Annotated in this window: 21 protein-coding genes; 11 read left to right on the top strand and 10 right to left on the bottom strand. The window is 76.4% G+C overall.

Features of this window, described 5'->3' with window-relative positions:
• Positions 1 to 49 precede the first annotated feature (49 nt).
• On the top strand, positions 50 to 601 hold the full coding sequence (locus ACI79S_RS03415) for a histidine phosphatase family protein (RefSeq protein WP_456592040.1): 552 nt from the start codon (positions 50 to 52) through the stop codon (positions 599 to 601).
• A 341-nt stretch (positions 602 to 942) separates the two neighbouring features.
• Here the strand turns inward: ACI79S_RS03415 and ACI79S_RS03410 are convergent, their stop codons facing one another.
• From ACI79S_RS03410 to def, 4 genes are all read right to left on the bottom strand, one after another.
• Positions 943 to 1458 carry an FKBP-type peptidyl-prolyl cis-trans isomerase gene (locus ACI79S_RS03410; RefSeq protein ID WP_456592039.1) on the bottom strand — a complete coding sequence of 172 codons (516 nt, stop codon included), beginning with the start codon at positions 1456 to 1458 and terminating at the stop codon, positions 943 to 945.
• A gap of 185 nt (positions 1459 to 1643) precedes the next feature.
• Positions 1644 to 2822, bottom strand: coding sequence for a glucose-1-phosphate adenylyltransferase family protein (locus tag ACI79S_RS03405; protein ID WP_456592038.1), 1179 nt, complete (start codon positions 2820 to 2822; stop codon positions 1644 to 1646).
• Between the two features lie 42 nt (positions 2823 to 2864).
• Positions 2865 to 3359 (bottom strand): FBP domain-containing protein, encoded by a 495-nt coding sequence (locus tag ACI79S_RS03400; RefSeq protein ID WP_456592037.1) that lies wholly within the window; start codon positions 3357 to 3359, stop codon positions 2865 to 2867.
• Between the two features lie 90 nt (positions 3360 to 3449).
• Positions 3450 to 4007 (bottom strand): peptide deformylase, encoded by a 558-nt coding sequence (def, locus tag ACI79S_RS03395; protein ID WP_456592036.1) that lies wholly within the window; start codon positions 4005 to 4007, stop codon positions 3450 to 3452.
• A gap of 63 nt (positions 4008 to 4070) precedes the next feature.
• Between def and ACI79S_RS03390 the strand changes: the two genes are divergently transcribed.
• The 5 genes from ACI79S_RS03390 (at position 4071) to ACI79S_RS03370 (ending at position 9884) form a co-directional block, all read left to right on the top strand.
• Positions 4071 to 5015 carry a cobalamin biosynthesis protein gene (locus tag ACI79S_RS03390; RefSeq protein ID WP_456592035.1) on the top strand — a complete coding sequence of 315 codons (945 nt, stop codon included), beginning with the start codon at positions 4071 to 4073 and terminating at the stop codon, positions 5013 to 5015.
• Positions 5016 to 5265: 250 nt separating this feature from the next.
• Positions 5266 to 6714, top strand: a complete 1449-nt coding sequence (gene yczR, locus ACI79S_RS03385) for a MocR-like transcription factor YczR (RefSeq protein ID WP_456592034.1) — start codon at positions 5266 to 5268, stop codon at positions 6712 to 6714.
• A 170-nt stretch (positions 6715 to 6884) separates the two neighbouring features.
• Complete coding sequence (locus ACI79S_RS03380; protein WP_456592033.1) at positions 6885 to 7598, top strand: ANTAR domain-containing protein; 714 nt, start codon at positions 6885 to 6887, stop codon at positions 7596 to 7598.
• A 121-nt stretch (positions 7599 to 7719) separates the two neighbouring features.
• A complete protein-coding gene (locus tag ACI79S_RS03375) occupies positions 7720 to 8385 on the top strand; it encodes a lysophospholipid acyltransferase family protein (protein WP_456592032.1) in 666 nt (221 codons plus the stop codon).
• Positions 8382 to 9884, top strand: coding sequence for a cobyric acid synthase (locus ACI79S_RS03370; protein WP_456592031.1), 1503 nt, complete (start codon positions 8382 to 8384; stop codon positions 9882 to 9884). Before ACI79S_RS03375 ends, ACI79S_RS03370 begins: the two co-directional genes overlap by 4 nt.
• Here ACI79S_RS03370 and ACI79S_RS03365 read toward each other — a convergent pair.
• Positions 9871 to 10260: an acyl-CoA thioesterase gene (locus ACI79S_RS03365; protein ID WP_456592030.1), complete on the bottom strand. Its 390-nt coding sequence runs from the start codon at positions 10258 to 10260 to the stop codon at positions 9871 to 9873. The two genes, ACI79S_RS03370 and ACI79S_RS03365, sit on opposite strands and share 14 nt — an antisense overlap.
• 40 nt (positions 10261 to 10300) lie before the next feature.
• Here ACI79S_RS03365 and ACI79S_RS03360 point away from each other — a divergent pair, with 40 nt between their 5' ends.
• Entirely contained in the window at positions 10301 to 10924 is a 624-nt protein-coding gene (locus ACI79S_RS03360) for an MSMEG_1061 family FMN-dependent PPOX-type flavoprotein (RefSeq protein ID WP_456592029.1), read from the top strand.
• Positions 10925 to 10965: 41 nt separating this feature from the next.
• Positions 10966 to 11391, top strand: coding sequence for a VOC family protein (locus ACI79S_RS03355; protein ID WP_456592028.1), 426 nt, complete (start codon positions 10966 to 10968; stop codon positions 11389 to 11391).
• A gap of 21 nt (positions 11392 to 11412) precedes the next feature.
• On the opposite strand, the gene ACI79S_RS03350 is transcribed toward ACI79S_RS03355, so the two are convergent.
• Positions 11413 to 11610 carry a hypothetical protein gene (locus ACI79S_RS03350; protein WP_456592027.1) on the bottom strand — a complete coding sequence of 66 codons (198 nt, stop codon included), beginning with the start codon at positions 11608 to 11610 and terminating at the stop codon, positions 11413 to 11415.
• Positions 11611 to 11791: 181 nt separating this feature from the next.
• On the opposite strand from ACI79S_RS03350, the gene ACI79S_RS03345 reads away from it, so the two are divergent.
• On the top strand, positions 11792 to 12313 hold the full coding sequence (locus ACI79S_RS03345) for a type II toxin-antitoxin system PemK/MazF family toxin (protein WP_456592026.1): 522 nt from the start codon (positions 11792 to 11794) through the stop codon (positions 12311 to 12313).
• A gap of 6 nt (positions 12314 to 12319) precedes the next feature.
• Here the strand turns inward: ACI79S_RS03345 and ACI79S_RS03340 are convergent, their stop codons facing one another.
• The 4 genes from ACI79S_RS03340 to ACI79S_RS03325 form a co-directional block, all read right to left on the bottom strand.
• Positions 12320 to 12535: a hypothetical protein gene (locus ACI79S_RS03340; protein WP_456592025.1), complete on the bottom strand. Its 216-nt coding sequence runs from the start codon at positions 12533 to 12535 to the stop codon at positions 12320 to 12322.
• Positions 12536 to 12679: 144 nt separating this feature from the next.
• Complete coding sequence (locus ACI79S_RS03335) at positions 12680 to 13744, bottom strand: AbrB family transcriptional regulator (protein WP_456592024.1); 1065 nt, start codon at positions 13742 to 13744, stop codon at positions 12680 to 12682.
• A gap of 294 nt (positions 13745 to 14038) precedes the next feature.
• Positions 14039 to 14332, bottom strand: a complete 294-nt coding sequence (locus tag ACI79S_RS03330; protein ID WP_456592023.1) for a winged helix-turn-helix domain-containing protein — start codon at positions 14330 to 14332, stop codon at positions 14039 to 14041.
• Positions 14329 to 14781 (bottom strand): hypothetical protein, encoded by a 453-nt coding sequence (locus ACI79S_RS03325; RefSeq protein ID WP_456592022.1) that lies wholly within the window; start codon positions 14779 to 14781, stop codon positions 14329 to 14331. Before ACI79S_RS03325 ends, ACI79S_RS03330 begins: the two co-directional genes overlap by 4 nt.
• Before the next feature lie 109 nt (positions 14782 to 14890).
• On the opposite strand from ACI79S_RS03325, the gene cobC reads away from it, so the two are divergent.
• The gene (gene cobC / locus ACI79S_RS03320) at positions 14891 to 15967 is read left to right on the top strand and encodes an Rv2231c family pyridoxal phosphate-dependent protein CobC (protein ID WP_456592021.1); all 1077 of its coding nucleotides are present in this window, start codon (positions 14891 to 14893) and stop codon (positions 15965 to 15967) included.
• A gap of 11 nt (positions 15968 to 15978) precedes the next feature.
• Positions 15979 to 16732 (top strand): siroheme synthase family protein (locus ACI79S_RS03315; protein ID WP_456592020.1); only part of this gene is annotated, 754 nt, incomplete at its 3' end.

Here is a 16732-nt window from a genome sequence, read left to right as displayed (position 1 = left end):
GGCGGGGCGTGCGGGCCCGCGAGCCCCTGCCCTACGCTGCCTCCTTGCCATGGCCCGACCTGTCACCCTGCTGCTCGTGCGCCACGGGCAGAGCGAGTGGAACGCCGCGGGCCGCATGCAGGGCCAGGTGGCCCACGTGCCCCTGACGCCGCTGGGCCGCACGCAGGCCGAGGCGGCCGCCGCGGAGCTGGCCGGCCTGCGGCCGGGTGCGCTGCTCTCCAGCGATCTGCTCCGCGCGGTGCAGACCGCCGAGTACTGCGCCCGCGCCACCGGGCTGCCCTTCAGCACCACCCCGGCGCTGCGCGAGCAGGGGTACGGCGTCCTGGAGGGCCGGCCGTCCCGGGAGCTGTGGGACGTCGTCGACTGGTCCGACGCCCACTGGTCCGCCGAGGGCGGCGAGAGCCTGGCCGAGTTGCACGCGCGGGTGGCGGCCTACCTCACCCAGCTGTGCGCCGAGCCCCCGGCCGACGTGGTCGCGCTGGTGACCCACGGGGACACGATCCGCGCGGTGCAGGCCGTGGCGGCCGGGCTGGGGCCCGACGCGATGCCCGCGATCACCCCGCACAACGGCTCGGTGACCCGGCTGGAGATCTGCGAGTGAGGACGGCCCGGCCGTGCGGCCGGGCCGTCGTCCCCGCTCAGCGACGGCGGAGGAAACCCTGCACGAGACGCCCGATGCCACCACCGGAGGAGGCCGAGCGACCGCGCCCGGTGCCGGAGGTGGCCCGGCGGCCACGCCCGGTGCCCCTGCTCGCGGACGTCCTGCGGCCCAGGCCCCGGCCACCCCGCGTCGCGCTCTGCGCCGTGCCCGTCAACTTCCCGAGGATGCTCATGCGGGATCCGGTGCCCGCCGCCGGCCGGGCCGATGCGGCGACCGGCGATGTGCCCCTCCGACGCGGCGTGGCGTGACGCGCTGCGCGTCGCCCTGCGCAGCGCGCGCGGTCAGGCGCCGACCTCCACGAGGTCGACCACGAAGACCAGCGTCGAGCCGCCGGGGATGGGTCCGCGGTCCTGCTCGCCGTAGCCCAGCTCGCTGGGGATGACGATCACCCGCCGGCCACCGACCTGCATGCCGGTGATCCCCTGCTCGAAGCCCGGGATGACCTGCCCCGCGCCGAGGGTGACCGGCAGGGTCTCGTCGGCGCCCCGGCTCCACGAGGAGTCGAACTCCTCGCCGGTCTCGTAGAACCCGCCCACGTACTTCACCGCGACGGTGCTGCCCTCGACGGCCTCCGCGCCGTCCCCGACCACCACGTCCTCGACGACGAGCTCGGTCGGTGCGGGCTCGTCGGACGCGGGCACCTCGGGAGCCTCGGAGAGGTCGGTGGTCACCTCGTCGGCGACCACCGCCGTCGAGCCGGCGGACGACGAACCGGTCCCGTCCTCCCCGCCGCACGCGGTGAGGGCGACGGCGAGGGCCAGGGCGAGCAGGGTGCCGGGAACGGTGCGGCGGGTCATGGGGAACTCCTGGACGAGCGGCGGCTCGGATCGGGACCGGGACGGCGCTGCCCGGGCGGATGCGGGGGCACGACGGCCCCGCGGCCCATCGTCCCAGAACGCTCCGCCGGGCCCCTGGGGCGCGGTCGGGCGGCGCAGAGGGCGTCGGCTCCCCGGTGCGGCCCGGCGGCCGCGTCCCGCGGGGCTCAGCCCTCCGGTTCGGGGAAGCGGGCGCCCGCGGCCAGCTGGCTGCCGTCGGCGACCCGCGCCGCCCGGCCGACCAGGGTGATCTCCCCGTCCCCGCCGATGGACGCCCCCCGCCCGACGTCGACGCCGTCGTCGAGCACCGACCGGGTCACCGTCGCCCCCGAGCGCACCCGGACGCCCGGCAGCAGCACCGAGTCGACGACCGTGGCGCCCCGCTCGACCACCACGCCCGGGGAGAGCGCCGAGCCGCGCACGTTGCCGGAGATCCGGGTACCGCCGGACAGCAGGCTGTTCTCGATCCTCCCGTCGTCGAGCACCCGGGCGGCGCTGTGCCGCCCACCCCGGGTGTGCACGGGCCAGCGCGGGTCGTCGAGGTCCAGCGGCGGCTCCTCGTCGAGGAACTCGCGGTTCGTCCGCCAGTAGGACTCGATGGTGCCGACGTCGCGCCAGTAGCCGTTCAGCGGGTAGGCGCGGGCAAGCCCGTCCTTCGTCTGCGCGGGCAGCAGGTGGTCGCCGAGGTCCTCCAGGCCGTCCTCGCCGACATCGCGGCTCAGTGCCTCCAGCCGGTCCAGCGTGGGCTCCGGGGAGAAGACGAACACCTCGTTGGTCGCCGTCGTCGTCGCCGGGTCGTCGGGCTTGTAGGCGTAGCCGGTCACCCGGCCCCCCTCACCGACCTCGACGATGCCGTAGCGGGAGGCGTCGTCCGCCTCGACCTCGGTGGTCACCATCGTGACCTCCGCCCCGGAGCCCAGGTGACTGTCGACGACGTCGCGGTAGTCCAGCTTGTAGACGGCGTCGGAGCTCACGACCACGAGCGCGTCGGGGGCGAACTGCCGGATCAGCTCGGACTGCCGCCACAAGCCGTCGGCGGTGCCCTCGGTGAAACCGCCCCGCTCGCTGCCCTGGAACGGCGGCAGCATCATGAGGCCGCCGTTCGTGCGGTCCAGGTCCCAGGGGCGACCGCCGCCCAGGTGCTCGTTGACCGACTGCGGCTGGTACTGCACCGACACCCAGACGTTCGCGATCGACGAGTGCTCGCAGTTCGACAGCGGGAAGTCGATCAGCCGGTAGACCCCGGCGAACGGGACGGCGGGCTTGGCCCGCTGCTCGGTGAGCAGTTCCAGCCGGTTGCCCTTGCCACCGGCGAGCACGAGCACGAGGACCTCGGGGAGCGCCATGGGCCCTCGCTACCCGGTCGCCGGGCCGCGCACCCGCGGTTGTCAGCTCCGCCGTACGGAGCCGACGAACCCGGCGATCCGCTCGTGCAGCTCCGCGGCCCGCTCGGCGACCACCTCCGCGGGGTCCCGCTCCTGCAGCCACGGCGGGATCTCGGTCCGGACGCGCCGGGAGCACTGCAGGTCCGCGCAGATGTAGGTGCCCACCGTGTTGCCGTTGCGCCCGGCGTCCCCGGTGCGCCGGGCGGTGAACAGCGACACGGCGTCGCCGGACTGCGCGGTCTGGCAGAGCAGGCACATCGCCGCCGTCCGGCTGGACATGCGGCTCTCGGCGGCCCGGACGGCGATCCCGACGGTCTCGCCGTCGACCTGCGCGACCAGGTACCCGCGCAGCGGAGCCTTCGGGTCGCGCCAGCCGAGCACGACCTGCTCGCCCCAGTCCAGCTCGCCGAAGTCCGTGGGCAGCGTGAGGGTCTTCGCCTCGCCGCGGGAGCAATTGACGAACGAGCGCCGGACCTCGTTCTCGGTCAGCGGTGTCACCGGTGGTGCCTTCTCTCGTGGTGGTGCGGGTGCCGACGGAGGATCATGGGTGATCTCCCCGGCGCGCTCACCTGGTTTTCCGCCCCGCGCTCAGGCGGGGAGCTCGCCGCCGGGGCCGGCCGCCTCGGCCAGCAGCCGCTCGCGCTCCTGCGCCGGGAGCCGGTCGACGTACACGGTGCCGTCGAGGTGGTCCACTTCGTGCTGCAGGCAGCGGGCCGCCATGCCGGTCGCCTCGATGACCACCGGGTCGCCGTGCAGGTCGACGCCGTCGACCCGCGCCCGGAAGGCCCGCGGCAGCTCGGCGTAGGGGCCGGGCACCGAGAGGCAGCCCTCCTCGGTGAGCTCCTCCGCCGGGTCGTCCCCGACCGGCTGGAGCAGCGTCAGGGCCGGGTTGACGACGTAGCCGACGACGTCCTCCCCGTCGGCGTCCGGGCAGTCGATGACGAAGACCCGCGCGTCCACGCCGATCTGGTTGGCGGCCAGCCCGACACCGTCGGCGGCCTCCATGCTGGCGAACATGTCGAGCACCAGCCGCCGCAGCGCGTCGTCGAAGACGGTCACCTCGGCGCACCGGCGGTGCAGCACCGGGTTGCTGCCGTAGGTGACGATCGGCCGGGCGACGCCGTCGTAACGGCCGAACAGGCGCATGCGGCGATCCTAGGGAGGACCACCGCGGGCGGACGCCCGCCGGGGCCTTGGCACGATGGCGCGGTGCGCCCGAGCCCCGATGCCGCGACCGCGCTGGGGCTGGCGCTCGGCGCGCTGGCCGACCTCGCGCTCGCCGATCCGCGGCGGGGTCACCCGGTCGCCGGTCTCGGCCGGGCCGCCGCCGCGCTGGAGCGCCGGGTGTGGCGGGACTCCCGCGCCGCGGGTGCCGGCCACTGGGCCGTGCTCGTGGGCGGCGCGACCGCGCTCGGGGTGGCTGCCGACCGCGCCACCCGCTCCCGCCCGGTGCTGCGCACGGCCGCGACGGCGGCCGCGACGTGGACGGTGCTGGGCGGCACGTCGCTGGCGCGGGTGGCCGGGCGGATGCACGAAGCCCTGGCCGGCGACGACCTCCCCGCCGCCCGGGCCACGCTGCCCGGCCTGGCGGGGCGCGACCCGAGCGGGCTGGCGGCGGCGGAGCTCGCGCGCGCGACGGTGGAGTCGGTGGCCGAGAACACCTCCGACGCCGCCGTCGCCCCGCTGTTCTGGGGTGCCCTGGCCGGGCTGCCGGGGTTGCTGGGCTACCGGGCGGTGAACACCCTCGACGCGATGGTGGGCCACCGGTCGGCGCGGTACGCCCGCTTCGGCTGGGCCGCCGCCCGGGCCGACGACGTCGCCAACTGGGCGCCCGCCCGGCTGACCGCGGCCCTGACCGTCGGGTGCGCCCCCCTGGTGGGCGGGTCCGCCGCCGGCGCGCTGCGCGCCTGGCGCCGCGACGGCGCCGCGCACCCCAGCCCCAACGCGGGGCGCTGTGAGGCCTCGCTCGCCGGCGCGCTCGGCCTGCGGCTGGGCGGCCGCAACGTCTACGGCAGCCGGGTGGAGGACCGGCCGGCGCTGGGCGACGGCCGGCCGCCGGGAACCGCGGACATCCCCCGGGCCGTGACCCTCTCCCGCGCGGTGTGGACCGCGGCGGCGGTCGCGGCGGTGCTGGCGCGCCGGCTCCGTCGCTGACGGCGCCGGTGCGCCGCGGCACGCGGGCGTGGTGGCACCGGGAAGCCGGCCGGATCGACCCGGGGGTGGCTGGCCGGCGGGTCACCCGGCCCGCGGCCACCCCGCACCGTGATCAGGAGCGTGGACACCGACAGGTACCCCAGTCCCAGCAGAACGAGCACCATCGCGACGACACCACCTGTATCCATGCCGAGCACAGTGGCACGGTCGACAGTGGCAGATCCCAGGCCAATCCGGCATGGTGGCCCGCATGCCACCCGCAGCAGGGAAGTCCACCGGCGCCCGCGAGCTCGCCACTCTCATCGGGCCGCCCGACGGGTTGCCCGCACCGCGGTACGCGGGGGTCGCCCGACGGGTCCGGGAGCTGCTGACCACCGGCTCCCTGCCCGTCGGTACCCGGCTCCCCGCCGAACGGGAGCTCGCCGCCGAGCTGGACGTCAGCCGCGTCACCGTGGCATCGGCCTACCGGGTGCTGCGCGAGGAGGGGTTCGCCCGGACCCGGCACGGGTCGGGCACCGTGACCGCGCTCCCCGACGTCCGCTCCGGCTGGGCACCGCCCAGCACCACCCCCGGGGTGCTCGACCTGGCGCACGCCGCCCCGGAGGCGGCGCCCCAGCTGCTGCCGGCCTACGAGCAGGCGTTCGGCGAGCTGCCGGCGCACCTGCCCGCCCACGGCTACGCGCCCAGCGGGCTGCCCGGGCTGCGCGCGGCGGTCGCGGGGTGGTTCACCTCCCGCGGGCTGCCCACCGACGCCGACCAGGTGGTGATCACCGCGGGCGTCGGCGATGCGGCCGCGCTCGTCCTGGAGACGCTGCTGGAGCCCGGCGACCGGGTTCTCGTCGAGCACCCGACGTACCCCGGCGCGGTGGGCCTGGTCGCGGCGGCCGGGGGGCGCTGCGTGCCCGCGGTGGTCGATCCGGCCGAGCCCGACGCGCTGGTCGGGACGGCCCAGCTGGTCGCCCGGCAGAGCAGCCCCCGCCTGGCCTACCTGATGCCCGACTGCTCCAACCCCACCGGCGCCGGGCTGTCGGCGACCGGGCGCCGGCGGCTGGCCGCCACGCTCTGGCAGCACGGGATCGTGACCCTGGTCGACGAGGTGGCCACGGGCCTGCACCTGGACGGCCCGGCCGCGCCGCCGTTCGCCGCCGGGGTCCCCGACGCGGCGGTCGTGACCGTCGGCGGCCTGTCCAAGGCCGTGTGGGGCGGCCTGCGCATCGGCTGGCTGCGGACGGAGGCGACCCTCGCCGGCCGGCTGGGCGAGGCGCTGATCAGGCGGCAGCTGTCGGTCGGGGTGCTCGACCAGCTGGCCGCCACCGTCCTGGTGCGGCAGCTCGACGAGATCCTCGGGGACCGGCGGGCGCAGCTCCGGGAGCGGCGCGACGTCCTCCTGGCCGAGCTGGCCCGGCAGCTGCCCGACTGGAGCGCTCCGGTGCCCGCCGGCGGCCTCTCCGCCTGGTGCCGGCTGCCGCCCGGGACCAGCTCCGCCGAGCTGACCGCGGCCGCCGCGGAGCTCGGGCTGCTGCTCGCCGAAGGGCGGGCGTTCGGCACCGGGCACGCCTTCGACGACCACCTCCGCCTGCCCTTCACCCTGCCCCCGGAGCGGCTGCGGGCCGCCGTCGGCGTGCTGGCCCGGCTCGACTCGACGGTGCGCCGCACCGGCCCCGCCGACTCGCCGCCGCGCCCGCTCACCGTGGTCTGAGCTGCAACCGGCGGTCCCCGGGCCCGCGAACCGGTGCGGGGACCGCCGCGTCGACGTACCGTCCTCGCATCGGGAGGCCCGGTCCCCGCGGGGCCGGGGCACCCGGGTGTCGAGCAGCCGGCGCCCGGGGGCCTGCCCGCACCGGCACGTCTCCGTCCAGGAGGTCGACCATGTCGTCACCGGCACCCGCCCGCTCCCGTCCGGCCACCCGCCCGCCGCTCGACCGGGACCGGGAACCGCGCCGCACCATCACGCGGCACCCCGCCCCGGCGCCGGCCATCGCCGGCCGCTACCGGTTCGACCGGCACACCGGGAGCTGGTGGTGGTCGCGGGAGATGCACGACCTGCTCGGCCTGGACATCACGGCCACCGCGCCCTGCACCGAGGCGCTGATCGGCGTCCAGCACCCCGACGACGGGGGGCGGGTGCTCGCCGCCCTCTCGGCCTGCGGGGCCGGCCGGCCGTTCGCCGTCGAGACCCGCGTCGTGCACCCGGCACGCCCACCGCGACCGGTGCTGCTGGTCGGCGAACCCGACCGGGACGACGCGGGCGGCGTCCGCGCGGTGGAGGGCATCTGCGTCGACCTCACCGGCTCCCGGCCACCGGCGCCCGGGTCCACCGGCACCGAGACCCTCCGGGCCGAGGTCGAGCAGCTCCGGGCGGCCATGACCAGCCGGGCTGTCATCGAGCAGGCCAAGGGCATCCTCATGCTGCTCACCGGCTGCGCCGAGCAGGTGGCGTTCGACCTGCTGTCCCACATCTCCAGCCACACCCACCGGAAGGTCCGGGACGTGGCCCAGGCCATCACCGCCTCGGCCACGGGGCACGGCCGGCTGCCCGAGGACGTGCGCGTCATCCTCCGCGACGCCTGCCCCCCTGGGTAGCCGCGCGGCGGGCCCTCGCCGGAGCCGCCGTCCCGCCGCCGGGCGGGTTCCGGCAGGATCGCGGGCAGCCCGTGGTGTCCGGGGTCGCGGCCCCCGGGCCGCCGAGGAGGGAGAGCCTGCGATGTTCTACGTCCTGGCCCGGTTCGTGCTGCGCCCGCTGTTCTTCCTCATGTGCCGGCCGCAGATCACCGGACGCGAGAACGTGCCGCTCGACCGGCCGGTCATCCTCGCCAGCAACCACCTCTCCTTCATCGACAGCATCGCCATCCCGCTGGCCGCTCCACGCCGGGTGGCCTACCTGGCCAAGGCCGAGTACTTCACGGGCCGGGGATTCGGCGGGTGGCTCACCCGCACGCTGTTCACCGCGCTGGGGGCCCACCCGGTCGAGCGGGAGACCCACCGGGCCGCGCAGGCCGCCCTGGACACCGCACTCGGCATCCTGCGGGGCGGCACCGCCTTCGGCCTCTACCCGGAGGGCACCCGGTCCAAGGACGGCCGGCTGGGCCGCGGCAAGACCGGGGTCGCCTGGCTCGCGCTCACCGCCGACTGCCCCGTCGTCCCGGTCGCGGTGCGTGGCACCGACAAGGTGCAGCCGGTGGGCGCGCGCTGGCCGCGCCCGCACCGCATCGCGATCACCTTCGGCGAGCCGCTGACCTTTCCCGAGCTGGCCGGCCAGGCGAACCGCAACCGCGCCCGCCGCGAGGTGACCGACCGGATCATGCTGGCGATCGCCGATCTCTCCGGCCAGGAGAAGGCCGGCTGGGACGCCCCGCGCGAGGCGGCGTGAGCGGAGGGCTGCTCGTCGCCGGCACGACCTCGGACGCCGGCAAGTCGGTGGTCACCGCGGGGCTGTGCCGGTGGCTGGTGCGCCAGGGGGTCTCGGTGGCCCCGTTCAAGGCGCAGAACATGAGCAACAACTCCATGGTCACGCCCGACGGCGCCGAGATCGGCCGCGCCCAGGTGATGCAGGCGGCGGCGGCGCGGGTCGAGCCGGAGGCGGCCATGAACCCGGTGCTGCTGAAGCCGGGCGGCGAGAACTCCAGCCAGGTGGTCGTGCTCGGCCGGCCGGTCGCCGACGTCACCGCCCTGTCCTACCGGCCGATGAAGGCGGCGCTCCTCGAGCAGGTGCTCGAGTCGCTCGCGGACCTGCGGTCGCGCTTCGACGTCGTCGTCTGCGAGGGCGCCGGCTCCCCCACCGAGATCAACCTGCGGGCCGACGACATCGCCAACATGGGCCTGGCCACCGCCGCCGGCCTGCCCGTGGTCGTCGTGGGCGACATCGACCGGGGCGGGGTCTTCGCCGCCCTGCACGGCACGGTGGCGCTGATGCCGCCGTCGGACCAGCGGCTGGTCGCCGGCTTCCTGGTGAACAAGTTCCGCGGCGACGTGCGGCTGCTGCGGCCCGGGCTGGACCAGCTGACCGCGCTCACCGGCCGGCCGACGCTCGGCGTCCTGCCCTGGCTCACCGGCCTGGAGCTGGACGTCGAGGACTCGCTGAACGTGCCCGCCGCGACCTCCGGCTCCGCCCCGGTCGGCGACGACGTCCTGCGCGTCTCGGTCGCCCGCCTGCCCCGGCTGTCGAACTTCACCGACCTCGACGCGCTGGCCGCCGAGCCCGGTGTGCTCGTGCGGTACGCCACCCGGCCCGAGGAGCTCGCCGACGCCGACCTGGTCGTGCTCCCCGGGACCCGCGCGACCGTCGCCGACCTGGCCTGGCTGCGCGCCACCGGGCTCGCCGACGCCGTCCGGCGCCGGGCGGCGGAGGGGACGCCGCTGCTCGGAATCTGCGGCGGCCACCAGATGCTGGCCCGGTCGATCACCGACGAGGTGGAGTCCCGGGCGGGCACGGTGGCCGGGCTGGGCCTGCTGCCCACCGTTGTCCGGTTCGCCCGGGAGAAGACCCTGGCCCGCCCCGTGGGGTCCGCCCTGGGCGAGACCGTGCACGGCTACGAGATCCACCACGGGCTCGTGACCGTCGACGGCGAGGCCGAGCCGTTCCTCGACGGGGCGCGCGTGGGTGCGGTCTTCGGGACGACGTGGCACGGCGCGCTGGAGAACGACGGCTTCCGCCGGGCCTTCCTCGCCGAGATCGCCCGGATCACCGGCCGCCGGTTCGTGCCCGCGCCGGACACCGACTTCGCGGCGGTGCGGGAGGCCCGGCTGGACCGGCTCGGCGACCTGGTCGCCGAGCACGCCGACACCGACGCGCTGTGGCGGCTGATCGAGGCGGGACCGCCCGCCGACCTGCCGATGCTGCCTCCCGGCGCGGGGTTCAGCCCGCGCTGAGCCGTGCCCGCACGTCGTCCGGCCAGGGGGTGGCGCGGCCGTCGGTGACGGAGACGTAGGTGGTGCGGACCACGCAGCAGACCCGGTCGCCCACCCGCACGGTGAACCGCACCGACACGCTGGTGCGGCCGACCTTCTCCGTCTCGGCGTCCACGGCGACGGTGTCGCCCCAGCGGGCCGACGACGTCCACTCGAGCGCGCTGGCCTTGACCACCGGGTCGATGCCGCGGGCGACCAGCTCGTCCCACGCGAACCCCTGCGCGGCCCACCACCCGTTGGACGCCTCGTCGGCCCACGTCAGGTAGTGCGCATTGAAGACGACGCCCTGCTGGTCGCACTCGACGTATCGGACGGGGGAGCTCCACACCTGCGGCACGAGGCGCCACGCTAGCCCCGGCACCGTCTACGGTCGTCGCGTGCCCGCCGCTCCCCCGCCTCCGCCGCCCACCGACGACCCGGCGCTCGCCGGCTACCGGACGCCGGGCGGTCTGGTGCTGGACAAGGTGATCGACCACCTGGACGCCCACTGCCGGGAGTTCATCGCGTACTCCCCCTTCGCCACGCTGGCCACGGCGGACGCCGAGGGCTGGCCGGACGTCTCGCCGCGCGGGGGCGATCCGGGCTTCGTGCACGTCCTCGACGAGCGCCGGCTCCTGCTGCCCGACCGGCCGGGCAACAACCGCGTCGACAGCCTGCGGAACATCGCCGCTAACCCGCGCGCCGCGCTGATGTTCCTCGTCCCCGGCGTCGAGCAGACCCTGCGCGTGTACGGCACGGCGACGCTGGTCGCCCCGGACGAGCTGCCCGTGGACCTCACCGAGTTCGGCCGCGCACCGCTGTCGGTGCTCGTCCTCGAGGTGCGGCGGGCCTACTTCCAGTGCCCGAAGTCGGTCATGCGCTCGGGCCTGTGGGACCCGGCGAAGCGGATCGACCCGAAGGCGCTCACCCCCTTCGGCCGGGTGCTCAAGGACCACTGCGCGCTGGCGGACGATTTGCCCGACGACGCGACGATGCGGGCGGAGCTGGCCCAGGAGCTGTGATCGGGTTCCGGGATGTCGGCACCCCGACCTAGATTCCGGCCATGGCGTTCGACATCCAGGTCGTGGTCGACAGCTCCGCGCCGCACGACCTCGCCGACTGGTGGGCCCAGGCACTGGGCTGGCAGGTGGAGCCCCAGGACGAGGGCTTCATCCGCCGGATGGTGGAGGTCGGCGCGGCCACCGAGGACGACACCACCACGCACCGCGGCGCGCTGGTCTGGCGGGCCGGTGCGGCGATCACCTCGCCCGACCCGGGCCGGCCACGGGTGTTGTTCCAGCTCGTCCCCGAGGCGAAGACGGTGAAGAACCGGCTGCATCTGGACGTGCCCGTGGGGCCGGAGCGGGTCGAGGCGGAGGTGGCCCGCCTGGTCGGCCTCGGCGCCCGCGAGCTGTGGCGCGGCCGGCAGGGGCCGACGGCGTGGGTGACGCTCGCCGATCCCGAGGGCAACGAGTTCTGCGTCGCCTGAGGATGAGTCAGGACGCGGGTCTCAGCCGGCGCGCAGGTCCCGGGCGAGCTTCCGGTCGGCGACGGCCCGCTCGGCCACGGCGCGCACCCGCAGGCGGCGGCGTCTGCGACTGGAGCCCAGGTAACGGGCGTCCTCCACCAGCTGGAAGGCGGCGAGCACGCTCGCCTGCACCTCGCGCGAGCGTGGGACCGCCGGGCGCGCCGGCTCGGCCGAAGTCATGGAGCCCCCTCTCTCCCGGGGCGCCGCCACGCTCCCGTGCGCCCATCGTGCCCCCGTATCGACCCAGCCAACCCCCACGGTGAGCAAATGGTGCCGATGTGTCACGTGTGGCACCCGGTGATGGTTCCGTGTCCGCAGGGCGCACCGTGCCGCCGCGGCCACGGCTTCGTACGGTGCAGGCATGGCCAGGTTCCGGCGGTTCGGGCGGACGGCGGCGCACACCGCCGGCCGCGTGCTGCACCTGCTGCGCGGCAGCCGTTCCCCCGACCGCACCGCGGGCGGGCGTCCCGCGCCGGCGGCGATCCGGCGGCCGGCCGGCGCACCGGACGTGGAGTACCGGCCGTTCGACGACGACCGACCCGATCCCGGGGAGATCGTCTGGGCCTGGGTGCCCTTCGAGGAGGACGACGGCCGGGGCAAGGACCGGCCGGTGCTGATCATCGGCCGGCGTGGCGAGGACCTCCTCGGTCTGATGCTCACCAGCCGGGACCACGACCGGGACGGCGCCGACGAAGCCCGTCACGGCCGGTCGTGGACCGACATCGGCACCGGCGCCTGGGATTCGCGGGGCCGGGCGAGCGAGGTGCGGCTGGACCGGTTGCTGGTGCTCGATCCCGCGACGGTCCGCCGGGAGGGCGCCGCCCTCGACCGCCGCCGCTTCGACCGCGTCGTGGGCGAGGCCCGCCGCGTGCAGGGCTGGTGAGGCGGGTCAGTCCGCGACCGACTCGTCCCGCGCGGGCCGCCGCACCGGCGGCCGCAGGTTGTAGACGCCGACGCCGTCGCCGATCGGCTCCAGGTCGTAGCGGTGCACGACCTTCGGCCCGCCGTGGAGGTGGACGTGGGTCACCGTCGGCAGCGGGTCACCGTGCCGCGCCTCCCGGATCTGCACCCGGCCGTCGAGCGGGCCGCCGACGAACAGCAGCACCGCGTCGTCGGCGTCGGCCCCGGTCGTGGCCGCCTTCTCCTCGGACAGGTCCGTCTCCTCCCGCTCGTGCGCCGGCCCACGAGGGTAGGCGCGTCCGGCTCGCTCGTCAGGTCCCCGCCCTCCGGCGGCCCGGTGGCCGGCAGCTCAGCCCAGGGGTCTGCGCCGCAGCCGGCGCGCGATCAGCGGCGCGCTGAAGAGCATGACGAACAGCCGCAGCACCTGGACGGCGAGGACGAAGGTGGTGTCGGCCCCCGAGTCGCGGGCGGTGGCCAGCACCGCGTAGAGGCCACCGGGCGTGGTGGCCAGGTAGCCCTCGAGCGCGGTGACCCCGGTGGCGCCGGCCAGGAGCCCGCCCAGCCCGGCGCACGCCAGCACCAGGGCCAGGATGATCCCCAGCGCCAGCGGCAGGGCGCGACCGATGGTCCGCAGGCTCCCGCGGGTGAAGCTGATGCCGACCTGCAGGCCGATCACGAGGAAGGCCGCGCTCTCGACGAGGGCGGGCACCCCCGCACCGCCGGAGAGACCGGTCAGGTCGGCGACCGCGGCGGCGACCAGCGGGCCCAACAGGGCGGCGACGGGGACCCGGAGCAGCCGGCCCCCGACCAGCCCCACGAGCGAGCAGGCCGCGGTGAACGCCAGCCCGGCCGGCCAGCCCGGTCCACCGGCGTCGCCGGGGGTGAGCCCGGCTCCCGCGGTGGCGCCGTAGGCGGTGGTGGCGACCACCGGCATGAGCAGGACGATGAGCAGCACCCGCAGGTACTGCATGACCGCCACCATGCGCTCGTCGGCGCCGAGGTCCCGGGCCATCACCACGATCCCAGACGCGCCGCCGGCGATCATCGCGAACGCCCCGGTGACCGGGCTGATCCCCCGGTGCAGCCGCAGCGCGAGCCCGGCCAGCAGGCTCAGCACGAGCGTCGCGACGGTGACCAGGAGGACCGGCAGCCAGTCGGCGGCCACCGCCCGCAGCGTGCCGAGGTCGACCAGGGCACCCATGGAGACGCCGATGACGGCCTGCCCGGCGGTGCCGAACCGCTCGGGGACCCGCGCCGGCGCGGGGACCGCCAGCGCGCGGACCAGCCCGGCGACCAGCCCGCCGAACAACGCGGGCGACGGCAGGCCGACCAGCCCCAGCAGCAGGGCCAGCACGACGGCGCCGGTGCCGACGGCGGCCGCGTCGAGCAGCGTCGCACCCCGTCCGCCCCGCACCCGTCCCCCGCTCCCCGCTCCCCGCTCCGCCGCCGGCGCACACTCTGCCGCTGTGCCGCAGGCCACGCGCAGGGGGTCAGCCGCCGGTGATGCGGCAGTGCAGGCGATCCGGGCGGGAGGTCGGGTGTACCGCCCCGAGCCGGTGTGCGGGTCGAGCCGCACCACCGGACGTCCAGCCGCGCCGTGACACGGCTGGACGTCCGGCGACCCGGCTCCACCTGCCCGTCGGGCGCACCACCGGGATCCAGCGGGCTCGATCGCTCCCGGCGGCCCGGCGCCACCCCGCGGCCGAACTCAGCCGCCGGTGATCCGCCGCAGCTCGGCGACGTGGGCCTCGAAGGCCGCCCGGCCGGCCGGGGTCAGCGCCAGGCTGGTGCGCACCCGGGATGCGCGGGTGGCCTTGCGGACCGTCACGTACCCGGCCTCCTCCAGCTGCTTGACGTGCTTGGAGAGCACCGAGTCGCTGACGCCGACCTGCTCGCGCACCGTCGCGAAGTCCATGGTGTCGACGACGGCCAGCAGCCCGCAGACCTGCAGCCGGGGCGGCGCGTGCACCACCGGGTCGAAGCGCGGTTCGACGGCGGTCACAGCTCGCCGCGCAGCTCGGCGACGTAGATGCGCGTCCACCACCGGCTGACGAGCGCGATGCCGATCCCGAGGACCGCGCCGGCCACGACCATCGCCCCGTGGACGTCGAGCAGCAGCTCGAGGACCAGCGCCGGCACCACGACCAGCGTGGCACCGACCAGCCACGCCGTGTACGCCCGGCGGGTGGGCCCCGGCCGGTCACCGCCGACCCAGGCGCCGGTCAGCCGCCGGTAGACCGCCATCAGCCCGCGGAGCCCGGCCAGGTAGACCACCAGCGCACCGAGCGTCAGCCAGGGGAAGGCGAACGAGTACGACGCGAACAGCAGGAACGTCAGCAGGCCGAGGAGCGCGTCGTACCACCACGGCTGGACCACCCGCTCGGCCAGCGCCGCCCGGTCGGCCCGCAGCGCTGCGAGCTGGGTACGGGCATCGTCCTCGCGACTTTCCATACCGGAAAGTCTGCCCCTTCGCTTTCCGGATCGTCAAGTGACGCCACACGGCTGTTACACGACCGTGGTCTGATGACCGCCGAGCCCGTTGCGACAGCGAAGAGGAGACGTGACCGATCTGCGGCACCACGGCGACGCCGAGCTGGCGCCCGGCCTGGTCGACCTCGCCGTCAACGTGCGCGCCGGCACGCCACCGGAGTGGCTACGGGTCGTGCTGCGCCAGGCGCTCGACGGCAGCGCCGCCTACCCGGACCAGACCCCGGCCCGTGAGGCGGTGGCCGCCGCGCACGGCCGCGACCCCGGCGAGGTGCTGCTGGCCGCAGGCGCCGCCGAGGTCTTCGTGCTGCTCGCGCGGGCCCTGCGCCCCCGGAAGGCCGTCGTCGTCCACCCGTCCTTCACCGAGCCGGAGGCCGCCCTGCGGGCCGCGGGGCACCCGGTGACCCGACTGCTCCTCGCCGCGTCCGACGGCTACCGGCTCGACCCAGCGGCCGTCCCCGACGACGCCGACCTGGTGGTGCTGGGCAACCCCACCAACCCGACGTCGGTGCTGCACCCGGCCGAGCACCTCGCGGCCCTGGCCCGGCCCGGGCGGGTGCTCGTCGTCGACGAGGCGTTCGCCGACACCGTGCCCGGCGAGACCGAGTCGCTGGCCGGGCGCGGTGACCTCCCGGGACTGCTCGTGGTGCGCAGCCTGACCAAGACCTGGGGGCTCGCCGGGCTGCGGGTCGGCTACGCGCTCGGCCCCCGGGAGCTCGTCGCGGCGCTGGCCGACCAGCAGCCGCACTGGCCGGTGTCCACCCCGGCGCTCGCCGCGCTGGCCGCCTGCACCACGCCGGCCGCGCGCGCCGAGGCCGGCGCCGCAGCCGTCGAGCTCGCCGGCCACCGGGGCGCGCTGCTCGCCGCGCTGCCGGCACCGGTCGAGGTGGTCGCCGACCCCCGCTCCTCGTTCGTCCTCCTGCGCGTGCCCGGCGGCGCGCGGGTGCGGGCGGAGCTGCGCGACGCCGGGTGGGCGGTCCGCCGCGGCGACTCGTTCCCCGGCCTGACGCCCGACCACCTCCGGGTCGCGGTGCGCGATCCGGGGACCTCGCGCGCGTTCGCGGCGACCCTCGCTGGGATCCTGTCCCGGACACGTTTTCCCGGCTCCGCGGAGGAGACCACCACCGGCGCCCCCGAGGAGGTCCGCTGAACGCCACCCCGGTGCCCCCCGGATCGGGCACGGTCTACCCGGTCGGCCTGCGGCTGCGCGACCGGACGGTCGTCGTCGTGGGCGGCGGCCGGGTCGCCCACCGGCGCGTCGCCGGCCTGCTGGAGGCCCGGGCCCGCGTCACGGTGGTGAGCCCGGAGGTCACCCCGGCGCTCGAGTCGCTGGCCGCGGCCGGCAGCACGACGTGGCACCGGCGGCCCTACCGGACCGGGGACCTCGACGGCGCCTGGTACGCCGTCGCCGCCACCGACGACCCGGCGGTCAACGCGGCGGTGGCCGAGGAGGCCGAGCGCGCCCGCATCTTCTGCGCGCGCGCCGACGACCGCGCCGCCTCCAGCGTCTGGACCCCGGCGATCGGCCGGCAGGGCGACCTGGTGGTGGGCGTGCACGGCGGCGGTGACCCCCAGCGGGCGATCGGGGTGCGGGACGCGATCGTCGCCGGGCTGACCGACGGCAGCATCCGCGACCGCGCCGCACGCCCGACCCCCGCGGGCAGCGTGGTGCTGGTGGGCGGCGGCCCGGGTGACCCGGGGCTGATCACCGTGCGCGGCCGGCAGGCGCTGGCCACCGCCGACGTCGTCGTCGCCGACCACCTCGGCCCCCAGTCGCTGCTCGCCTCGCTCCCCCCCGAGGTGGAGGTCATCGACGCCTCGAAGCTGCCCCGCGGCCGCTCCATGGCCCAGGAGACCATCAACGACCTGCTGGTCACCCACGCCCGCGCCGGCCGCCGCGTCGTGCGCCTCAAGG

It is taken from the genome of Blastococcus sp. SYSU DS1024, assembly GCF_054050795.1.
Note: the sequence above shows the minus strand (reverse complement) of the source record. Positions and strands in the feature narration are given on the sequence as shown.